The organism is Rhodococcus opacus B4 (assembly GCF_000010805.1).
Classification (GTDB): domain Bacteria; phylum Actinomycetota; class Actinomycetes; order Mycobacteriales; family Mycobacteriaceae; genus Rhodococcus_F; species Rhodococcus_F opacus_C.
The window spans coordinates 3985405-4004416 of sequence record NC_012522.1 but is presented as its reverse complement, the minus strand read 5'-3'; the positions used below and the strand labels follow the sequence as shown (position 1 = coordinate 4004416).

Here is a 19012-nt window from a genome sequence, read left to right as displayed (position 1 = left end):
CCGTGGTCAGGAACCGACGTACGCCGCGAGGTGCTCACCGGTGAGGGTGGATGCGTCGGCCACCAGATCTTCCGGCCTGCCCTCGAAGACGATCCGGCCGCCGTCGTGCCCGGCGCCCGGACCGAGGTCGATGATCCAGTCGGCGTGCGCCATGACCGCCTGGTGATGCTCGATGACGATGACCGACTTGCCGGAGTCGACGAGCCGGTCGAGCAGCCCGAGCAACTGTTCGACGTCGGCGAGGTGGAGGCCGGTGGTCGGCTCGTCGAGGACGTAGATCTCGCCCTTGTCGGCCATGGCGGTGGCCAGCTTGAGCCGCTGCCGCTCGCCGCCGGACAGCGTGGTGAGCGGCTGTCCGAGGCTGAGGTAGCCGAGTCCGACATCGGCGAGCCGCTGCAGAATCTTGTGCGCCGCCGGGATCCGTGCCTCGCCGGCGCCGAAGAACTCCTCGGCCTCGGCCACCGGCATCGCGAGCACCTCGGCGATGTTGCGGCCGCCGAGCTTGAATTCCAGCACCTCGGCCTGGAACCGCTTCCCCTCGCATTCCTCGCAGGGAGATTCGACGGTGGCCATCACGCCGAGGTCGGTATAGATGACGCCGGCGCCGTTGCAGGTGGGGCACGCACCCTCGGAGTTGGAGCTGAAGAGCGCCGGCTTCACACCATTGGCCTTCGCGAAGGCCTTGCGGATCGGTTCGAGCAGTCCGGTGTAGGTGGCCGGGTTGCTGCGCCGGGAACCCTTGATGGCGCCCTGATCGATCGCCACCACGCCGTCCCGGTCGGCCACCGAACCGTGGATGAGCGAACTCTTGCCCGAGCCCGCCACCCCGGTCACGACCACCAGCATGCCGAGGGGGATGTCGACGTCGACGCCGCACAGGTTGTGGGTGTCTGCGCCGCGCACCTCCAGCGCCCCCGACGATTCGCGGACGGACGACTTCAGCGTGGCGCGGTCGTCGAGGTGCCGTCCGGTGAGCGTGTCGCTGGCCCGCAGGCCCTCGACGGTGCCCTCGAACACCACCTCGCCGCCCTCGGTGCCTGCGCGCGGGCCGAGGTCGACGACGTGGTCGGCGATCGCGATCGCCTCCGGCTTGTGCTCGACCACCAGCACCGTATTGCCCTTGTCGCGCAGTTGCAGCAGCAGGCCGTTCATCCTCTGGATGTCGTGCGGGTGCAGGCCGATGGTCGGCTCGTCGAACACGTACGTGACGTCGGTGAGCGAAGAGCCGAGGTGACGGATCATCTTCGTGCGCTGCGCCTCTCCCCCGGACAGCGTGCCGGACGGCCGGTCGAGCGACAGGTAGCCCAGCCCGATTTCCGTGAACGAGTCGAGGAGGTGCTGCAACCCGGTGAGCAGCGGCGCCACCGACGGTTCCTTCAGGCCCCGCACCCAGTCGGCGAGGTCGCTGATCTGCATCGAGCAGACGTCGGCGATGTTCTTGCCCTTGATCTTCGACGATCGCGCGCCCTCGCTGAGCCGGGTGCCCTCGCAGTCGGGGCAGGTGGCGAACGTGATCGCCCGCTCCACGAACGCGCGGATGTGCGGCTGCATCGCGTCGACGTCCTTGGCCAGGAACGACTTCTGGATCTTCGGGATCAGGCCCTCGAACGTGATGTTGACGCCCTCGACCTTGATCTTGGTCGGCTCCTTGTAGAGCAGGTCCTGCAACTGCTTCTTGGTGAACTTCGCGATCGGCTTGTCCGGGTCGAAGAAGCCGCAACCGCGGTAGATGCGGCCGTACCAGCCCTCCATGCTGTAGCCGGGAATGGTGAGCGCGCCCTCGTTCAGCGACTTGCTGTCGTCGTACAGCGCCGTCAGGTCGAAGTCGGTGACCGATCCCCGGCCCTCACACCGCGGACACATGCCGCCGGTGAGGCTGAAACTCCGCCGCTCCTTGATCTGCTGGCCACCGCGCTCGATGGTGACCGCGCCCGCGCCGGAGATCGACGCGACGTTGAAGGAGAACGCCTGGGGTGAACCGATGTGCGGCTTCCCGAGGCGGCTGAACAGGATCCGCAGCATCGCGTTGGCGTCGGTGGCGGTGCCGACGGTGGAGCGGGGGTTCGAGCCCATCCGTTCCTGGTCGACGATGATCGCCGTGGTCAGCCCGTCGAGGACGTCGACGTCGGGGCGCGCCAGCGTCGGCATGAATCCCTGGACGAACGCGCTGTACGTTTCGTTGATCATCCGCTGCGACTCCGCGGCGATCGTGGCGAACACCAGCGAACTCTTGCCCGAGCCGGACACGCCGGTGAACACCGTCAGCCGGCGCTTCGGGAGTTCGACGCTGATGTCCTTGAGGTTGTTCTCGCGCGCGCCGTGGACGCGGATCAGGTCGTGACTGTCGGCGAGGTGCAGATCAGGCGACTCCGACGCTTCCCGTCGCTTCGCACGCCCCGTCGTCGCCGTCTTCGTGGCCGGGCTCATCGTGTCTCCATCTGTTCGGGCGGAGCCGACTTCGCGGTCTCCGGCGGGTCAACCTGCTCGAGTTCAGCGCAACTCTTGGATGCGGACCATGTTGCCCGCGGGGTCGCGGAATGCGCAGTCGCGGACTCCGTACGGCTGGTCGGTCGGCTCCTGCACCACTTCGACGTCGCCGGCCTGCAGCTTCTCGAACGTGCTGTCGAGGTCCTTGGTCGCCAGGTTGATGGCGGCGTACGTGCCCTTGGCCATCATCTCGACGATGGTCCGGCGCTCCTCGTCGGTGACCCCGGGGTCGGCGGCAGGCGGGTGCAGGACGATGGAGGTGCCGGGCTGGCCGGCGGGACCGACGGTGATCCAGCGCAGCCCGTTGTATCCGACGTCGTTGCGGACCTCGAATCCGAGGATGTCGCGATAGAAGCCCAGCGCGGCGTCCGGATCGTCCTGCGGGAGATAGGTCTGGTGAATGGTGATGTCCATGACCATCACGATAAGTGGGGCTCGGCGACCGGCGCTTCTCTATTCCTGATCGGTCTGGTGACTTGTTTCGCGACGCACGACGGGATGCCCGCCGTCGCCTGCTCCGCGTCACGCTTGTAGGTGCTGGGCGGCACGCCGACCAACTCGGTGAAGCGTGTGCTGAACGTGCCCAACGACGCGCAGCCCACCGCGAAACAGACTTCGGTGACGCTGAGGTCGCCGCGACGCAGCAGTGCCATCGCCCGCTCGATGCGTCGTGTCATGAGATACGAGTACGGCGACTCTCCGTAGGCGAGCCGGAACTGGCGGCTGAGGTGCCCGGAGGACATGTTCACTCCGCGGGCCAGCGCGTCCACGTCCAGCGGCTGTGCGAATTCCCGGTCGATCCGATCGCGGACGCGGCGTAGTCGCGCGAGGTCGCGCAGATAGTGCGCCGGGGCAGGGCTGCTGGACACGTACGAAATCGTGCCACGTCGAGCGACAGTTTCCTACCCTCGCGGGTCTGTCCGGCAGTGGTCGACGAGCGAGACGTGTTCGTGCGCCGCCGGGAGCCGGTCCCGCTCGGCACCGCCGACGTGACGAGCCTCCGTTGTACCGAGTTCCTCCCAGTAGCTTTCCGAACGCGCCTGCGGAGTTCGCCGAACGTTCATGCGCCGCCCTTTCGGGATTGCCGGATCGAGTGGTCCGTGAGGACCCGGGCCGCAGCGACCGTTGCCGGATCGCCGCGGCCCGCCATCACCCCTCCGAATCGAGTCTTCCCCGCACCGTACGGCCGGGACAGGGCCGTTCGGCCCTACCCACCACGCGATCGGACGCCGACCGATCGACGGCTGCCGACGAGGTCAGTAAGGTTGGGTGTCATCCGGCCGTCTCACGCGGCCACGCTTCCGGAGCACCTCGATCGCCGAGGAGGAGCGGATGACGGAGATCGACACCTCGTACGAGCAGCGACTCGTCGACTCGTTGCGGGCGCGGGACGAGTCGGCTTTCGCCGAACTGGTGGACCGGCACACCCCGATGATGCTGCGTGTGGCGCGCGGTTATGTGGCCAGCGCCGAGGTGGCGGAGGACGTCGTCCAGGAAACCTGGATCGCCGTTCTGCAGGGCATCGACAGGTTCGAGGGCCGCTCGACGCTCCGGACCTGGCTGTTCCGGATTCTCGTCAACATCGCCAAGAAGCGGGGTATCCGGGACCGGCACGATTCCGACGCCGAACTGGCTGCCTTCACGGGCAGCCCCACCGTCGACCCGGGCCGGTTCCTGCCGAGGACGGCCCCGGAGGATCCGCACCATTGGGCGACTCCCCCGACCAGCTGGCCGGAGTCCCCGGAGGGCTCGGTCCTCGGCGCGGAGGTCCTCGACGTCGCGAGCCGCGAACTCGAGCACCTTCCCGATCGTCAGCGGATCGTGGTCGTCCTGCGCGACGTCCTCGGCTACGACGCCGCGGAGGTATCCGCGATGCTGTCGATCACCGCGGCGAATCAGCGCGTGCTGCTGCACCGGGGTCGCGCACACGTGCGCCAGGCCCTCGAGGACTATCTCGGAACGGGAGCGTGAGACATGGACTGCCAGGACCTCGTCGAACTGGTCACGGCGTACCTCGAGGACGACATGGATCCCGACGCGCGGGCCCGATTCGAGACCCATCTCGGCGAATGTTCGGGATGCGCGACCTATCTGGAGCAGATCGAGCAGACGGTGCACACCCTCGGCGCACTGCCCCCGGAGGAGCTCGATCCGGCGCTGCGCGACCGCCTGCTCGACGCGTTCCGGGAGTGGCGCTGACAGAGGCAGCGTGACCGCAGAAAAATTGTCCGGCAGGGCGTAACGTTTCCCGCCCTCGCGGACACCGTTCGAGTAGCTGTGAACGCTGGGTTCGCGGCACTCGGACAGGAATTCAGACCATGAACGCCACACATTCGCACCAGGACGCCCGACGCACCCACCGCGGTTCGCTGCGGAAGCGGATCGTCACCGTGGTGGTGGCCGCGGCTGCTCTCGGCGTCCTTCCCATCGGCGCCGCGGGTGCGGTTACCCCGGTCGCCGACCACGCCGTAGTCGCAGTAGCCGCCCCCGACCCCGGTCGCGACATCCCCGGCAGCAACGACGACCGGACCCGCGACCGTCAGCGCGAACAGCGGCAGGAGCGCAGGGCCGAGGACATGCCCGCGATCGTCTGGACCATCCCGCTCGCCTGACACTGCTCACCCTTTGTCGGACAGACGATTTCGCAGCAGCGGATCATCGGTGTCGCCCGTCGTTCACCCCTCTGTGTTATTCAGGGGCCATGACTGCCTCACCGATCGATCCGCCTGTGGGGACCACCTTGTCCGCCATTCGAGCCGTCGCGCCCAAGCTGGCTCCGAGTGAGCGCCGCGTCGCGGACGTGTGCGTGGAGCGCCCGCAGGACGTGGCCTGGTGGTCGGCGGCCGACGTCGCCGAGCACGCCGGCACATCCACCGCCACGGTCATCCGTGCGTGCCAGAATCTCGGTTTCAAGGGGTTCCAGCATGTGCGGATGTTGCTGTTGAGGGATCTGGGGGCCGCCGACACCGAACCGGTGGGGACGCCGCCCGCCGAAGACAAGGGCGCCGCACTGGTACGTGCGGTCTTCTCCGGGCTGGCGACGGATCTCGCCGGCGCCCTGGCACCCCTCGACGAAGACGCGTTCGAGCGGGCGGTGACCGCGCTGGCGGAGGCGGAACGGGTGCTCGTGGTCGGCAACGGAGGGTCGGGTCCGTCGGCGGCGACCCTTGCGGTGCGGTTCATTCTCAACGGCCGGCACGCCGAGGCACCGACCGATGCCGTCATTCAGCAGCTGACCGCGGGCCGTCTGACCTCCCGTGACGTGTGCCTCGCGGTGAGCGACAGCGGGTTGAACTCGGTCACTCTGCGGCCGGTCGAGGCCGCGCGGGCGGCGGGGGCCACGGTTATCGGCGTCACCAGTTACGCCCGGTCGACTCTCGTGGAGAAATCCGATATCGGACTGGTCATAGGCGGGGGCACGGGACCTTGGGGCGGCCTGGGCGCCTCGGCGACGGTGGTGCAGATCGCGTTCCTGATCAGCCTGCAGATCGCCGTCAGCCGAGCACGGGGTGACGCGGCCGAGGCTGCAGCCGAGACGTTCAAACAGATTGTGCCGCTGATCCATCCGTGAGCCCATCCGGCAACAGCAGTTGCGCGAAGCATCACCGACGATTGGATCTCCATTCGCCCACCATTAACCTGAGCCTGGCTAACTACCGGTGTAACGAAATTCCCCGTCTCGCCGAGATTGGGTAACGTCATTTCATCGGGAGACGCCAATGGGCAGGATTCGGATCGAGAATCTGAGTCGAAAGTTCGCAGATTTCACCGCAGTCGACAACATCGACCTCGACATCCGGGACGGCGACTTCCTGGTCCTCCTCGGGCCCAGCGGCTGCGGAAAGACCACGTTGCTGAGAATGCTCGCGGGACTTCTCGAGCCGACCAGCGGACGAATCCTGCTCGACGAAGACGACATCACCGCCGCGCCCGCCCGGCGGCGGGACGTCGCGATGGTCTTCCAGAGTTACGCGCTGTACCCGCACCTCAGCGTCGCGAAGAACCTCGGATTTCCGTTGCGCGTGAAGAAGATGCGTAAATCGGAGGCCGCCGAGCGCGTCCAGACCGTCGCGCAGCAACTCGACATCGCGCACCTCCTGAACAGGAAGCCGAAGGAACTGTCCGGTGGCCAGCGGCAGCGGGTCGCGGTCGGGCGCGCGATCGTGCGCAACCCGAAGGCCTTCCTGATGGACGAGCCGCTCTCCAACCTCGACGCCAAGCTCCGGACCGCGACGCGGCGCGAACTCACCGACCTCCATCGCAAGCTCGGGGCCACGTTCGTGTACGTCACCCACGACCAGGTCGAGGCGATGACGATGGCGACGCGGATCGCCCTGCTGAACAACGGCGGTCTGGAGCAGGTCGGAACGCCGGAGGACGTCTACGACCGGCCTGCGTCCGTCTTCGTGGCCGGGTTCCTCGGCAGCCCCGCGATGAATCTGCTCGACGCGCGGGTCCGCACAGTCAACGGCACTGTCATCGCGTCCGCCGAGGGCGTCACCGCACCGCTGTGGCCGGGACGGACCGACGGCCGCGACATCGTCCTGGGCATCCGCCCGGAACACCTGAAGGTCGCCGACCCGGACGAGCAGGCGGGAGTCCGGCTGTCGGTCGACGTCACGTCCGTCGAGAACCTCGGCAGCGAGCAGGTCGCGTACTGCGAGGTCGGGGGCGCCACGGTCTGCGTGCGCGCGCCCAGGCCGATCGCGTTGCATGCCCACCGGTCCGCGGTCCTCACCGCGGATGCCACCCACCTGCACCTCTTCGACCGCGCAACCGGACGTCGCCTGGAGTGGGTGGATGTTCCCGAACTCGCCGACATCGATTCCCCGATTCATTCCGAAACACTTTCCGCAACAGGAGCAGCGTGATGCGTAGAACCCCGATCCGTGCCGTGCTGGCCGCGGCCGCTGCCGCCGCCACGCTGGCCGGCTGTGCCACGGGAGGCGCCGCCCCCGGGGCCGCAGGCAGCGGCGAACCGGTGCCCGAACTCGACCCGAACCAGCAGGTCGACATCGTCTTCGAGTCGTACAACCTGCAACAGGCCGGACTCTGGTCCGACACGATCAACGGCCTCGTCGCCGACTTCGAGGCCGAGCACCCGAACATCCACGTGAAGGCGCAACCCCCGCAGGGGAGCACCACGACCGGCTCCGGAACCGCGAGCAGCGTGCAGACGCAGATGCTCGCCGGCTCACCCCCGGATGTGGCCCAATTGACGTTCGACACTCTGGATTTCGCGGTCAACGAACTCGGCGCCCAGTCGCTCGACGGACTGTTCGGCGCCGAGGCCGTGGACGCGACGTTCGGCGGCGAGCACCCGTTCCACCCGCGGGCCGCGACGCTCGGCGACTGGAACGGCGAGACCTACGGCATCCCCTACGTGTTCTCCACACCCACCCTCTTCTACAACGCGACGGCACTCGCGAAGGCCGGTCTCCCGGCCGACGCGGATCTGTCGACGTGGCCGAAGGTGGCGGCCGCCGCCAAGGCAGTGACGGCGGCTACGGGCAAACCGGCGCTGTCCGTGTCGTGCTCGGTGAAGGGCGGCAACTGGTGCATGCAGGCGCTGTTCCGGTCGGCAGGCGGCGACGTCCTGTCGCAGGACCGCAAGACCATCGAGTTCGGTGAGCCCGAGGCGGTGTCGGCCGTGACCACGTTGCGGCAGATGTACGACGACGGCGTCCTCGCCAATCTCGACTCGACAACCCAGTACGAGAGTTTCGCGAAGGGCGACGTGGCGATCCAGCTCCAGACGTCGGCGCTGCAGGGAATGTTCATGAAGTCGGCGGCGACCGGCGGCTGGGACCTGCGGGCCGCACCGATGCCCGCTTTCGACGGGCACGACGCGGTGCCCACCAACTCCGGGTCCGCACTGTTCACGTTCTCGCAGGATCCGGCGAAGCAGCGGGCGTCGTGGGAGTTCATGCAGTTCATGACGAGCGATCACGCGTACACCGAGATCTCCAGCAAGATCGGCTACCTGCCGCTGCGCCCGTCCCTCACCCAGGACCCGGCGGCGCTGAAGGACTGGGCCGACAACAATCCGCTCCTCGCACCCAATCTCGGCCAGCTCGACAAGCTGGAGCCGTGGACGTCGTACCCCGGCAACAGCTACGTGCAGGCCGACGACATTCTCGAGCAGGCCGTGGAGGACTCGGTCTATTACGGCAAGGACCCGGCCGCCACCATGCAGGCGGCGCAGCAGCGCGTCCAGGAACTCATTCAGTAACCACCTTCCGAACAGAACGAGACATCGACACATGACGAGCACCCTGCCGGCGCCGAGCACTCATCGGCGCCTGAACCTGACCGGCACGTACAACTTCCGCGATCTCGGTGGCTTCCCCACGGGGACGGGAACGACCAAGTGGAACAAACTGTTCCGGTCGGACGCGCTTCACAAGCTCGACCAGCCCGCGCGCGACCTCCTCCGCGAGCGGAAACTCGCACTCGTCATCGACCTCCGCGAACAGCAGGAGCGCGACGACAACCCGACCGCCCTCGACGGCGTCGGTCACCGGGTCGAGCACCTGCCGGTGTACGAGGGGGAGATCGACCTCGACGGCGCGAACTTCGACCTCGCCGTCGTCTACCGAGAGATGGTCGCGAACTACGGATATCGCCTGACCCGCGCGGTCCGTGCCATCGCCGCCTCGGGCGACGGCGCCACCGTCGTGCACTGCACGGCGGGCAAGGATCGCACCGGCCTGGTCGTGGCGTTGACCCTTGCGGCCGTGGGTGTCGACGGGCGCGACATCGTCGCCGACTACGCGACGTCCGAGGTTCTGCTGGCGGGCGACTGGGCGCTCGGCATGGCCGAGAAGATGCGCGCCCGCGGCCTTCCCGACGGCGTGGACGTCGACCACCTGGTCGGCGCCAGCCCGTCCGCGCTGATGCGCACGACTCTCGACTCGATCACCGCCACACACGGAGGCGTCCGCGGGTACCTGCAGGCCCACGGCATGACCGAGGGCGAATTCGACAACCTGCGTAGCGCACTCGTTGCCTGACACCACTTCCACAGGAGAGAACTTCATGTCCCAGTACGGCGAACCGGACCACTACATTCTGCACGTCAGCGACACCCACTTCGTCACCGACGGCGACCTGCTCCACGACCGCGTCGACAGCGACGCCAACCTCACCCGCCTGTTCGACCGGCTCGAGAAGACCGGTCAGCGACCCGAGGCCATCGTGTTCACCGGCGACCTCGCCGACATGGGTGAGCCCGAGGCGTACGTGCGCCTGCGCCGGATCGTCGAGCCGGCCGCCGAGCGCCTCGGCGCGAAGGTGATCTGGGTGATGGGCAACCACGACGCCCGGCCCGCCTTCCGGAGCGGCCTCCTCGACGCCGAGCCCACCCAGGACTCGGTCGACGCGGTCGTCGACGTCAACGGTTTGCGGATCATCGTGCTGGACAGCACGGTTCCGGGGTTCCACCACGGGCTGATCAGCGACGAGCAACTCGCCTGGCTGACCGACGTCCTGGCCGAGCCCGCACCGCACGGCACCCTGCTCGCCCTGCACCACCCGCCGGTGCCGGGGCTGCTCGACGCCATGGGGTCGGTGGAGTTGCAGGACCAGCACCGGCTCGAGACCGTGCTCGCGGGCACCGACGTCCGCGGAATCCTCGCCGGCCACCTGCACTTCTCCACGACGTGCACGTTCGCGGGCATCCCGGTGTCGGTCGCATCGGCCACCTGCTACACGCAGGATCTGCTCGTCGGCTCGGGCAGCATCCGAGGCCAGGACGGCGCCCAGGGTTACAACATGGTGCACGTCTACCGCGACCGCGTGCTGCACACGGTGGTGCCGCTCGATGTGTCCCCCACGGTCTACGAGATGACTGCGGATGAGATCCGGCAGTCGATCGAACAGCTCACGGCGCCCGGCGTCTGATGTTCGTCGAAGTTCCGTCCACCACGTCCTCGAGCGGTGCCGAGACGGCGACGCGCCCGTCGTGGGCTGTGCGGGTACGACGCGGTGTCTCTCCGTACCTCTACCTTCTGCCTGCCGTCGTGATGCTCGTCGTGTGGATCTACAAGCCGCTCGGGGAGACGGTCGGGCTGTCGTTCTACAAGTGGAACATGGTGCCCACCAGCCCGAAAGTTCCCGTGGGAATGGACAACTACGTTCGGGTCCTGTCGCTCCCCGAACTCCATCAGGCACTGCGGAACACGATTCTGTACGTTCTCGCGTTCATGGTGTTCTCGCTGCTGCTGCCGATGATCGTCGCGCTGCTGTCGAACCGCGTCGCGGGACGCTGGAAGACGCTCTACCAGGCGTTGATCTTCGTGCCGTTTCTCATCACCCCGGTGGCGGGCAGCGCGATCTGGCGGTGGCTGTTCAATCCCGAGGGCGGCACGATTCCCAGGGTGGCCGCGACCCTCGGATTCGAACTGGGCAACGTGTTTCGCGAACCCGGTCTGGCGATGCTCGGCGTCGTGCTGATCGTCGGATGGCAGATGCTCGGCTTCGGTGTGCTCGTCATCTCCGCGGGGCTGGCCGGGATCAACCCCGACTACGCGTCGGCGGCGGCCCTCGACGGCGCGTCGCAATCGGCCATCACCCGCAAGATCACCCTGCCGCTGCTGTCCCCGACGCTCGTGTTCCTCGGCCTGATGACGATCCTGCTGGGAGCACAGTGGGCCTACCCGATCATCGACATCGTCACCCAGGGCGGCCCGAGCGGTTCCTCCACCAACATCTACTACCTGCTGTACGAGTTCGGATTCCAGAATTTCGACGCCGGACTGTCGGCCGCGGCCGGGACCCTGTTCTTCCTGGGTTTCGGACTGATCGCCGTCGTGTTCGTCCGGGTGTCGGACCGACTGAGCTTCTACGACAACTAGGACAACCATGGCATTCGCACTTGTCGACGCGCCGGCCCGCACGGCCACCGCCGCGGCCCCGGCCCGCGATCCCGGCGACGCCCCGGTCGCCACCCGCTCCCGCGGCCGGGTTGCGGCGGGGCACGTGGTGCTCGCCGCCGTCACCGTGTTCAGCGTCTTCCCGGTGTACTGGATGTTCGCCACCGCGTTCCGTCGTCCCGAGGATTCGCTGTCCGTCAGCCCCGTGCCGTCCCCGTTCAGCCTCGAGAACTTCCGCTACGTGTGGGAGACCATTCCGATGGCGTCGATGCTGGTCAACACGTTCGTCATGGCGTTGGCGATGTCCGTCAGCCAGCTGCTGGTCGCGATCCTCGCCGCCTACGCGTTCGCGCGGTGGACGTTCTTCGGGAAGCAGGTTCTGTTCCTGCTGTTCGTCGGGTCGTGGCTGGTGCCGTTCCAGGTCACGATGATCCCGAACTACCTCCTCATCTCGCAGCTGGGTCTGCTGAACACGGTGGCGGGGATCGTGATCCCGAACCTGTGCTCGGCGTTCGGGGTTCTGCTGATGCGTCAGCACATGGAGGCGTTTCCGCGAGAGCTGCTGGACGCCTCCCAGATCGACGGCCAGAGCTCGTGGGCGACCCTGTGGAAGGTGGTGCTGCCCAACATGAGACCGGCGCTCGCCGCACTGGGCATCATGTTGTTCATCTCGGCGTGGAACGAGTACCTGTGGCCGTCGCTGGTCATGCGGCAGTCGAATGCGGTCGTCCAGATCGGAATCCGCAGCTTCCTCGGCGCCGAGGGCAACAACTGGGGCGCGGTGATGGCCGCGTCCGGGCTCGCCTGCCTCCCCATCTTCCTGATCTACCTGTTCCTCCAGCGCTACGTGCGCGACGCATTCGTCCGGTCCGGCCTGAAATGACGTTCGGCCGACCACAACCCGAAGGAGCTTCGATGAAGATCGTCCAGATCAGCGACACGCACCTGTCCGCCCGGGGCGGGCGCACGCAACAGAACTTCGACCGCGTTGTCGACTACGTGAACAATCAGGTCCGTCCCGATCTGATCGTGCACTCCGGCGACATCGTGATCATCCACCCCGACGACGCGGAAGACCGTGCCCACGCGCACGCTCTGATGCAGCGGTTCAGCGCTCCGGTGCTCGTCGTGCCCGGCAACCACGACATCGGCGAACCGGGCTCCGCGCCGTGGAAGGGAATCGGCGTGACCGACGAACGGATCGCCGCCTTCGAAACGGTGTGGGGGCCCGGCCATTGGCGCCGCGACGTCGACGACTGGACGGTCCTCGGACTGAACAGTGAACTCTTCGGTTCCGGTCTCGACCGGGAAGCCGCGCAGTGGGCCTGGATCGAAGACGTGGCCGCGGAACTCCCCGACTCGCAGCGGGTAATCGTCTTCCTGCACAAGCCGATCTGGAGCGCGGTCGACGAACCCGTCGGGCATGCCGTCGACATCGGAGAATCCCGGACGCGGTTGCTCGAGATCCTCGGGAAGGTGTCGCTCGCTGCCGTCGGCAGTGGGCACCTGCACTGCTACCGGCAAACTGTCCGCGACGGCGCACTCGAGGTGTGGGCGCCGTCGACCGGATTCGTGGCCGGCGAAGGCGACGCCCTCCCCGGCCCGCTGCACCAGCTCGGCATCGTCGAGTACGACTGCACCGGCGGCATCGTGCGGGCGAGCTATCGATCCGTGCCGGGCCTCGACGACGTCGCGGCCGGCGCAGTGCCCGAGGTGACCGAGGCCATCGACGCACTCGACAGCCCGGTCGGCTGAAATCGCTACGCCGGGTCGTCGTGCAGTGCGGACAGCCCGGTGACGAATCCCCGGGCATCCAGCAAACGCCCCGCATGCACGGCGGGGCGGATGACGACGGCGCGGTCGGCGATGCGGGCGCCGGCGAGGACTTTCTCGAGTAGCGCCTCGAAGCGATTGACGTCGGCGAGGTCGCGCACCCACAGGGTCATGACGAGGTTTTACCGGCTCGCGGTGGTGACCGCGAGCCGGACTTCCGCGAGCCGGGACAGCGTCGAGCGAAGCCGGTCGATCGACGACGCCGGCACCTGCACGAAATACCAGGCGTTGATCGGCCACCCGGTGTAGCTGCGCGCGACGTCCGTCCGGAGGACGAGGTCACCCGAGTGCCGCATCGTCGCGATGGCGTCGGCGACTCGCTGGGTGCTGACGCCCGCCTTCGCGGCGATGTCACCGGCCGGGGTCCGGCCGTCGCGGTACAACGCGCGGATGATGATCTCCTGAAGGTCGGCGGGAACTGAAATGCGGTCTCAGCAGCCTTTCCCTGCGCGCATTCGATCTCGACGACGGCGTCAGGAAACGCTCACCCGCCAGAATGCGATCGGTGTCGTCCCTCCTGACACCGACCTGACCGTCCGGCCGGCCGGCGGAACTACCCTCCTGGGATTCGGCGAGCGCGCAGGAACCCAGCACGGGACCACCCGATCGACGCCGAGCATCGGCCTTACGGGGTCCTCGACCGCGGCATTGTGATGGAGAACCGATTTCAAAACAGCGGGCTCGGACGCCCATGGGTCCAGTCGGTCAGGCCTTTCAGTATGGGTCCAGTCGGTCAGCACGGAGGTCAACAGTCAGAGCTAAACCGTACCCATGACCTGGGGAAATGTCCGCTCAGCGTGGCGGAAGAGTTCCCGTTCACGGTGTAGTGATCTCGCCAAACGGGTTGGGAATGGTGTTGGACACGGACATCCTGGCTGGTGCCATCACGCCCGATCCCCTCTGCCCGGATCACGCGTGAGACGACACGGGGTCCGAACACGATGACGAACGCCCAGGAATACTGCAGGCTTCGAACAACGCCCTACCGCCAGTCCGGCTGGCAGACTTCACGCACTTCTGTGACATCCGATCGCCCCCCGGCGAGTCGTATCCCGGACTGCCAAATCTCGACCCGACGGGATACGGCCCGCAACCTCCACGTTAATCCGCCTCCGGAAAGTCCTCAATGGCCAGTTCGGACGTGAAGACGGCGATTCCGGCGGAACGGCAGTTGAGCCGCGCGGGTCACCCGTCGTCGCTCGAAGCCAACCGATCAGGAATAAAGAAGCGCTCGGCGTCGGACCGCCCGTAGCGTCATTGCCAGCACACGACGGCTCGGACCGATTGGAGAGAGCGCATGACGACGAACAAGCAAGCAGGCAAGCGCAAGCCCGGCACCCCCGGTGCGTTTTCACGGTGGATGCAGCGGACGATGAACGCCCGCATGAATCGCAAGATCCGACGCGGCCACGGCCAATTCATGGGAATGGACGTGCTGATCCTGAACACGGTGGGCCGCCGGAGCGGTCAGCCGCGGCAGTCACCCCTGGCATGGTTCGCCGACGGTGACAACGCCCGGCTGGTCGTCGCGTCGGGCGGAGGGAGCCAGAATCCCGACTGGCACGCCAACCTGATGGCGCACCCCGGCGAGGTCTCGATCGAACTGCCCGGCGGCGACGCCACCCCTGTGGTCGCGCAGCAGCTCGAGGGCGACGACCGCGAGCAGGCCTGGCAGCGCATCGCCGCCGCCCAGCCCCGCATCGCGAAGTATCAGAGCAAATCCGATCGGGTCTACCCGGTCATCCGGCTCACCTCACGATGACGACAAACGGCATATGTCTTGACAAAGCACCCGACTAGAACGTACTAGTTGTGTACTACCTCTCCCGACAGGAAGTGCACCGCGGTGAAAATCGGACTACTCACTGACTCGGTCAGCCATCTGCCGTTCGACGCTGCACTGGACCTGGCGCGCACCCACGGACTGTCGTCCGTCGAGGTCGCGACGGGAAACTGGTCGGAGAGTCCGCACGCGGATCTGCCCGCCCTCGTGTCGTCCGCAGGGGCGCGGGAGGAGTTCCTCGGCAAGATCACGTCCCGCGGGCTGACCCTCAGCGCTCTCACCGCCAACGGCAACCAACTCCACCCCGTCACCGGCGACCGGCAGGCTCGAGTCGTCCGCGACACCATCACGGCGGCCAGTGCGCTCGGCGTCCCGACAGTCGTCCTCATGTCGGGATTGCCGGGCGCCGAGGGTGACTCGTCGCCCAACTGGATCACCACGTCCTGGCCACCGGAGAACCTCGACATCCTCGCCTACCAGTGGCAGGAGGTGGCGATTCCCTACTGGAAGGAACTCGCTGCCTTCGCGCGTGACGCCAACGTGCGCCTCGCCGTCGAGGCTTGCGGCGCCCAACTCGTCCACAACGTGTCGACTCTGCACCGGCTGATCGACAGCGCCGGGGCGGACGTCGTCGGCGCGAATCTCGACCCCTCGCACCTCATGTGGATGGGCGCGGACATCCCCGCCGTCATCCGCTCCCTCGGCGAGTCCATCTTTCACGTCCACGCCAAGGACATCCGGATCAACCGGTGGAACGCAGAGAAGGACGGTCTGCTCGACACCGTTCCGATCACTACCCCGCACGAGCGCGCATGGAACTACGTCACCCTCGGGCTGGGGCACCCGGACGGGCGGCAGTTCTGGGCCGATTTCGTCTACAACCTCCGCGCCGTCGGCTACGACGGCACGCTCAACATCGAACACGAGGACGCGCTCGTCAATTCGATCGAGGGCGTCGGCCGGGCTGCCGAACTGCTGAACCAGGTCGTCCTCACCGAAACTCCCGACTGGACACCGGCCCACGTGTAGGTGGACACCCGTACAGATGGACCGCCGTGTTCGCCCGGTAACCCCTAATCTATGAGCGACAGCGGCGCAGACAGTCGACCCGAACAGGTTCGGACGCCGCGGGAAACCGGGATATAGGAGCGCGACCATGCCGCTGGCACCATTCGACCCCATCACCGCGATCTACACGCCGGCTCACGCCTGGATGTACGAGACCATCGTGGCACCGGCGGTCTTTCGCTCACGCCGCGTCATCGACGAGTACTTCCTGCCGCATCTTCCACCGAACGCCCGAATTCTGGACGTCGGATCCGGTGGGGCGCTGTTCACCAAGTACATGGCCGACCAGCGGCCCGACGTGCACATCCTGGGTCTCGATCTGTCGCAGGCGCAGATCAAACGCGCCGGCAAGCGCATGCGCAGCTACGGCGACCGGGTGCGGTTCGACGTGGGTGACGCCACGAAGCTCGACTTCGCCGATCAGACGTTCGACGGCGTGATCAGCTACGGCTCGATCAAGCATTGGTCGTCGCGCGAGGCCGGGCTCGCCGAGTGCGTGCGCGTCCTCAAACCGGGTGGCCCGCTGTTGATCACCGATGCGGACCGCAGCACGAGTTTCGAGGACGCCGAGAAGTTCGTCGAGAACTACAAGGCGCCGCGCATTCTCGGTGCCGTCAACCTCGCGATCTTCCACACCTGGATCGCCGGACGCTCGATCAGTCTCGACGAGGCGCGTGACCTCGCGGGCGGGCTCGAGCTCGACGACGCGACCGTGGCCCGCATCACCGACATGCCGCTCGTCATGATTTCCGGTCGCCGGCCCGCGTGACCGTCACGGTCGGTCGCCTGCCCGGGCCGGCAGTGACGCGATGCCGCTGATGAACGCGGAGAGCAGCAGCTCGGGCTCCCCCACCGCGTGGAGTCCGGGGTGGGCGGTGAACAGTTCCTCGAGCATGACCCGCAGCTCCAGCTTTGCGAGGTTCACGCCCAGGCAGTGGTGGATGTCTTTCGCACCGAAACCGAGTTGCTTGCCCGCGTTCGGGCGGGTGATGTCGAACCGATCCGGACCGTCGAAGACGCGTTCGTCGTGGTTCGCGGACAGGTACCACATGACGACCTTGTCCCCGGCCGCGATGTGGGCGCCGCCGAGCTCGGTGTCGACGGTCGCGGTGCGCCGCATGTAGGGCACCGGGGACGCGAAGCGGATCACCTCGTCGATCGTGTTGTCGATGCGGCCGGCGAAATCGGCGAGCAGCAGATCCTTCTGGCGGGGGTGCGCGCTGAGAAGATACAGCGCCCACGCCAGCGCCTGCCGGGTGGTCTCGTAACCCGCAGTGATCAGCAGGATGACGAACGACCCGAACTCCGTCGGCGTGAGGCTCTCCCCGTCGACCATCGTCGACACCAGCCGGGACGTCAGGTCGTCGCCGGGGTCCGCCTTGCGCCGCTCGCCCAGGTCGAGGGCGTACCCGTAGATCTGACCGAGACCGGCCGCACCGCCGGGGGCGGTGACGAACTCCTGGTCACCACCTCCGGAAATGACGTCGGCCGCCGCCGCCAGGATCATCGGCCGGTCGCTCTCCGGGATCCCGAGCAGCTCGCAGATCACCTGCACTGGCAACCGGGTTGCGACGTCGTGGACGAAGTCGAACTCCGTGTCCCGGGGCAGGTCGGCGGCGATCTGCGCGGCATGACCACGGACCCGCTCGGCGATGCCCCGCACCGACGCGGCGGTGAACGCCGATTGCACGATCCCCCGCAGATGCTGGTGCCGGGGGTTGTCCATCGCAATCATCGACATGGCGAACTCGAGGATCTCGACGGGGACGTCGTCGATGGTGAATCCCTTGGCCGAGGAGAAGACCTCCGGGTTCCGGCTCACCGCCACCACGTCGTCGTATCCGACGACCGACCAGAAGCCCGGACCGTCTGTTTCGGTGTGGAACTCGATCGGCGTCCGCTGACGAAGACCCTCGAACAGGGCGCGACGATCCGCGAAGCTGCGGTCCCAGAACACGCGTGCGGCAGGCGAGATGATTTTTTCGGACGCAGAACCCGTCACCGGTCCCCCTCGGTCGGTCGAACAGTCACTGCGACCCTACTGGGCGAGCAGCGGTTGCGCAGGTGAGGCATCACCGCAGGTCAACGGCTATGATCATAGGGTCGGCCTGCGGTGCGCCGGAGATGAACGGGGAGGACGACCTGTGACGTTGAGGGTTCGACTCGGCGATCTGCGAGAGTTGCGCGATCATCCGTTGGGGATGACCGAGGGAGGGTTCCGGGCCGGCTTGTCCCAGCAGGAGGCCTTCACCAGAGGTCGGGGCCCTTTTTCCGGCGATTCCGAGAGTGTCTTCTCCGAACGTGAACTGTTCGTCACCGCGCCCGACGACGAGGTGCTCGCGGTCGCGACGATCACCGGGGTGCGCGAGTACGGCGACGAGTTCATCGTCGACGGCGACCTGGTCGTCGACCACGAGCGGGTGGGCACGCGGCTGCTGATCCGGACCCCCGCCGAGAACGTGTTTTCCAGCGCCGACGAGGAATCGGCGTGGGCGGGCTCGATCGAACGCGCACGGTGGATCTACGTGCGGGCGCTCGTCGAGGTCGCAACGGTCAAGACGGCCTCCTACGACCGTCGGCTCGCGTGCGCTGATCCCGCTGCCGACCCCGCAACGACCCTCGCCACCGCCGACGAGACGATGCAGGTGGTGCCCCGGTACGTGATGATCCACCGCAGCGGGAAGCTACGGCTCGGCGGTCCGTACGCCGACATCGCGGATTGGGACGGGCGCGTGGAACCGTGGTCCGACTACGGATACGTCGACTGCCTGCGCCTCGACGACGTCCTGGGCACCAGCGGCGACCTCGACATCGACACCCTGCGGCCACTCACTTCCCGGGCCGCCGCCGCGGAACTCCTCGAGTCGCTGGGATGGGACAAGGTCGTCCGCCGGTTCGTCGAGGCCCGCTGACCGTTGCAGTGACCTTCGTGCGCGCAGAATCCGACGCAGACGGCTTGGTCTGTTCG

Annotated in this window: 21 protein-coding genes; 15 read left to right on the top strand and 6 right to left on the bottom strand. The window is 67.2% G+C overall.

Annotation, left to right across the window (positions count from 1 at the left end; translation table 11 throughout):
* Positions 1–6: 6 nt before the first annotated feature.
* The 3 genes from ROP_RS18300 to ROP_RS18290 all read right to left on the bottom strand — a co-directional run bounded on the left by ROP_RS18300 (position 7) and on the right by ROP_RS18290 (position 3356).
* Positions 7–2427, bottom strand: coding sequence for an ATP-binding cassette domain-containing protein (locus tag ROP_RS18300; RefSeq protein WP_012690894.1), 2421 nt, complete (start codon positions 2425–2427; stop codon positions 7–9).
* A gap of 63 nt (positions 2428–2490) precedes the next feature.
* A complete protein-coding gene (locus tag ROP_RS18295) occupies positions 2491–2901 on the bottom strand; it encodes a VOC family protein (protein WP_012690893.1) in 411 nt (136 codons plus the stop codon).
* Positions 2902–2906: 5 nt separating this feature from the next.
* Entirely contained in the window at positions 2907–3356 is a 450-nt protein-coding gene (locus tag ROP_RS18290) for a helix-turn-helix transcriptional regulator (protein WP_012690892.1), read from the bottom strand.
* A 400-nt stretch (positions 3357–3756) separates the two neighbouring features.
* Between ROP_RS18290 and ROP_RS18285 the strand changes: the two genes are divergently transcribed.
* The 11 genes from ROP_RS18285 (at position 3757) to ROP_RS18235 (ending at position 13115) form a co-directional block, all read left to right on the top strand.
* Positions 3757–4458 carry an RNA polymerase sigma factor gene (locus ROP_RS18285; protein WP_043824945.1) on the top strand — a complete coding sequence of 234 codons (702 nt, stop codon included), beginning with the start codon at positions 3757–3759 and terminating at the stop codon, positions 4456–4458.
* A 3-nt stretch (positions 4459–4461) separates the two neighbouring features.
* Entirely contained in the window at positions 4462–4686 is a 225-nt protein-coding gene (locus ROP_RS18280) for an anti-sigma factor family protein (RefSeq protein WP_012690889.1), read from the top strand.
* A gap of 119 nt (positions 4687–4805) precedes the next feature.
* Positions 4806–5099, top strand: coding sequence for a hypothetical protein (locus ROP_RS18275; RefSeq protein ID WP_012690888.1), 294 nt, complete (start codon positions 4806–4808; stop codon positions 5097–5099).
* An 89-nt stretch (positions 5100–5188) separates the two neighbouring features.
* Positions 5189–6058: a MurR/RpiR family transcriptional regulator gene (locus tag ROP_RS18270; protein WP_012690887.1), complete on the top strand. Its 870-nt coding sequence runs from the start codon at positions 5189–5191 to the stop codon at positions 6056–6058.
* A 148-nt stretch (positions 6059–6206) separates the two neighbouring features.
* The gene (locus ROP_RS18265) at positions 6207–7358 is read left to right on the top strand and encodes an ABC transporter ATP-binding protein (RefSeq protein WP_012690886.1); all 1152 of its coding nucleotides are present in this window, start codon (positions 6207–6209) and stop codon (positions 7356–7358) included.
* The gene (locus tag ROP_RS18260) at positions 7358–8719 is read left to right on the top strand and encodes an ABC transporter substrate-binding protein (protein WP_012690885.1); all 1362 of its coding nucleotides are present in this window, start codon (positions 7358–7360) and stop codon (positions 8717–8719) included. Before ROP_RS18265 ends, ROP_RS18260 begins: the two co-directional genes overlap by 1 nt.
* 31 nt (positions 8720–8750) lie before the next feature.
* Positions 8751–9500 carry a tyrosine-protein phosphatase gene (locus ROP_RS18255; protein ID WP_012690884.1) on the top strand — a complete coding sequence of 250 codons (750 nt, stop codon included), beginning with the start codon at positions 8751–8753 and terminating at the stop codon, positions 9498–9500.
* 25 nt (positions 9501–9525) lie between these two features.
* Positions 9526–10389, top strand: a complete 864-nt coding sequence (locus tag ROP_RS18250; protein WP_012690883.1) for a phosphodiesterase — start codon at positions 9526–9528, stop codon at positions 10387–10389.
* Entirely contained in the window at positions 10389–11342 is a 954-nt protein-coding gene (locus tag ROP_RS18245) for a carbohydrate ABC transporter permease (protein ID WP_012690882.1), read from the top strand. Before ROP_RS18250 ends, ROP_RS18245 begins: the two co-directional genes overlap by 1 nt.
* A 7-nt stretch (positions 11343–11349) precedes the next feature.
* On the top strand, positions 11350–12243 hold the full coding sequence (locus tag ROP_RS18240; RefSeq protein ID WP_012690881.1) for a carbohydrate ABC transporter permease: 894 nt from the start codon (positions 11350–11352) through the stop codon (positions 12241–12243).
* Positions 12244–12275: 32 nt separating this feature from the next.
* The gene (locus ROP_RS18235) at positions 12276–13115 is read left to right on the top strand and encodes a metallophosphoesterase family protein (protein WP_043824943.1); all 840 of its coding nucleotides are present in this window, start codon (positions 12276–12278) and stop codon (positions 13113–13115) included.
* A gap of 5 nt (positions 13116–13120) precedes the next feature.
* Here ROP_RS18235 and ROP_RS44230 read toward each other — a convergent pair whose 3' ends face one another.
* Complete coding sequence (locus ROP_RS44230) at positions 13121–13306, bottom strand: hypothetical protein (protein WP_012690879.1); 186 nt, start codon at positions 13304–13306, stop codon at positions 13121–13123.
* Between the two features lie 9 nt (positions 13307–13315).
* On the bottom strand, positions 13316–13576 hold the full coding sequence (locus tag ROP_RS44225) for a hypothetical protein (protein ID WP_012690878.1): 261 nt from the start codon (positions 13574–13576) through the stop codon (positions 13316–13318).
* 914 nt (positions 13577–14490) lie between these two features.
* On the opposite strand from ROP_RS44225, the gene ROP_RS18225 reads away from it, so the two are divergent.
* From ROP_RS18225 to ROP_RS18215, 3 genes are all read left to right on the top strand, one after another.
* A complete protein-coding gene (locus ROP_RS18225) occupies positions 14491–14955 on the top strand; it encodes a nitroreductase/quinone reductase family protein (protein WP_012690877.1) in 465 nt (154 codons plus the stop codon).
* An 84-nt stretch (positions 14956–15039) separates the two neighbouring features.
* Positions 15040–16005 (top strand): sugar phosphate isomerase/epimerase family protein, encoded by a 966-nt coding sequence (locus ROP_RS18220; protein WP_012690876.1) that lies wholly within the window; start codon positions 15040–15042, stop codon positions 16003–16005.
* Positions 16006–16132: 127 nt separating this feature from the next.
* Complete coding sequence (locus ROP_RS18215) at positions 16133–16813, top strand: class I SAM-dependent methyltransferase (protein WP_012690875.1); 681 nt, start codon at positions 16133–16135, stop codon at positions 16811–16813.
* Between the two features lie 3 nt (positions 16814–16816).
* On the opposite strand, the gene ROP_RS18210 is transcribed toward ROP_RS18215, so the two are convergent.
* Positions 16817–18046, bottom strand: coding sequence for a cytochrome P450 (locus tag ROP_RS18210; protein ID WP_012690874.1), 1230 nt, complete (start codon positions 18044–18046; stop codon positions 16817–16819).
* A 142-nt stretch (positions 18047–18188) separates the two neighbouring features.
* On the opposite strand from ROP_RS18210, the gene ROP_RS18205 reads away from it, so the two are divergent.
* The gene (locus ROP_RS18205; RefSeq protein WP_043824942.1) at positions 18189–18956 is read left to right on the top strand and encodes a hypothetical protein; all 768 of its coding nucleotides are present in this window, start codon (positions 18189–18191) and stop codon (positions 18954–18956) included.
* Positions 18957–19012 lie beyond the last annotated feature (56 nt).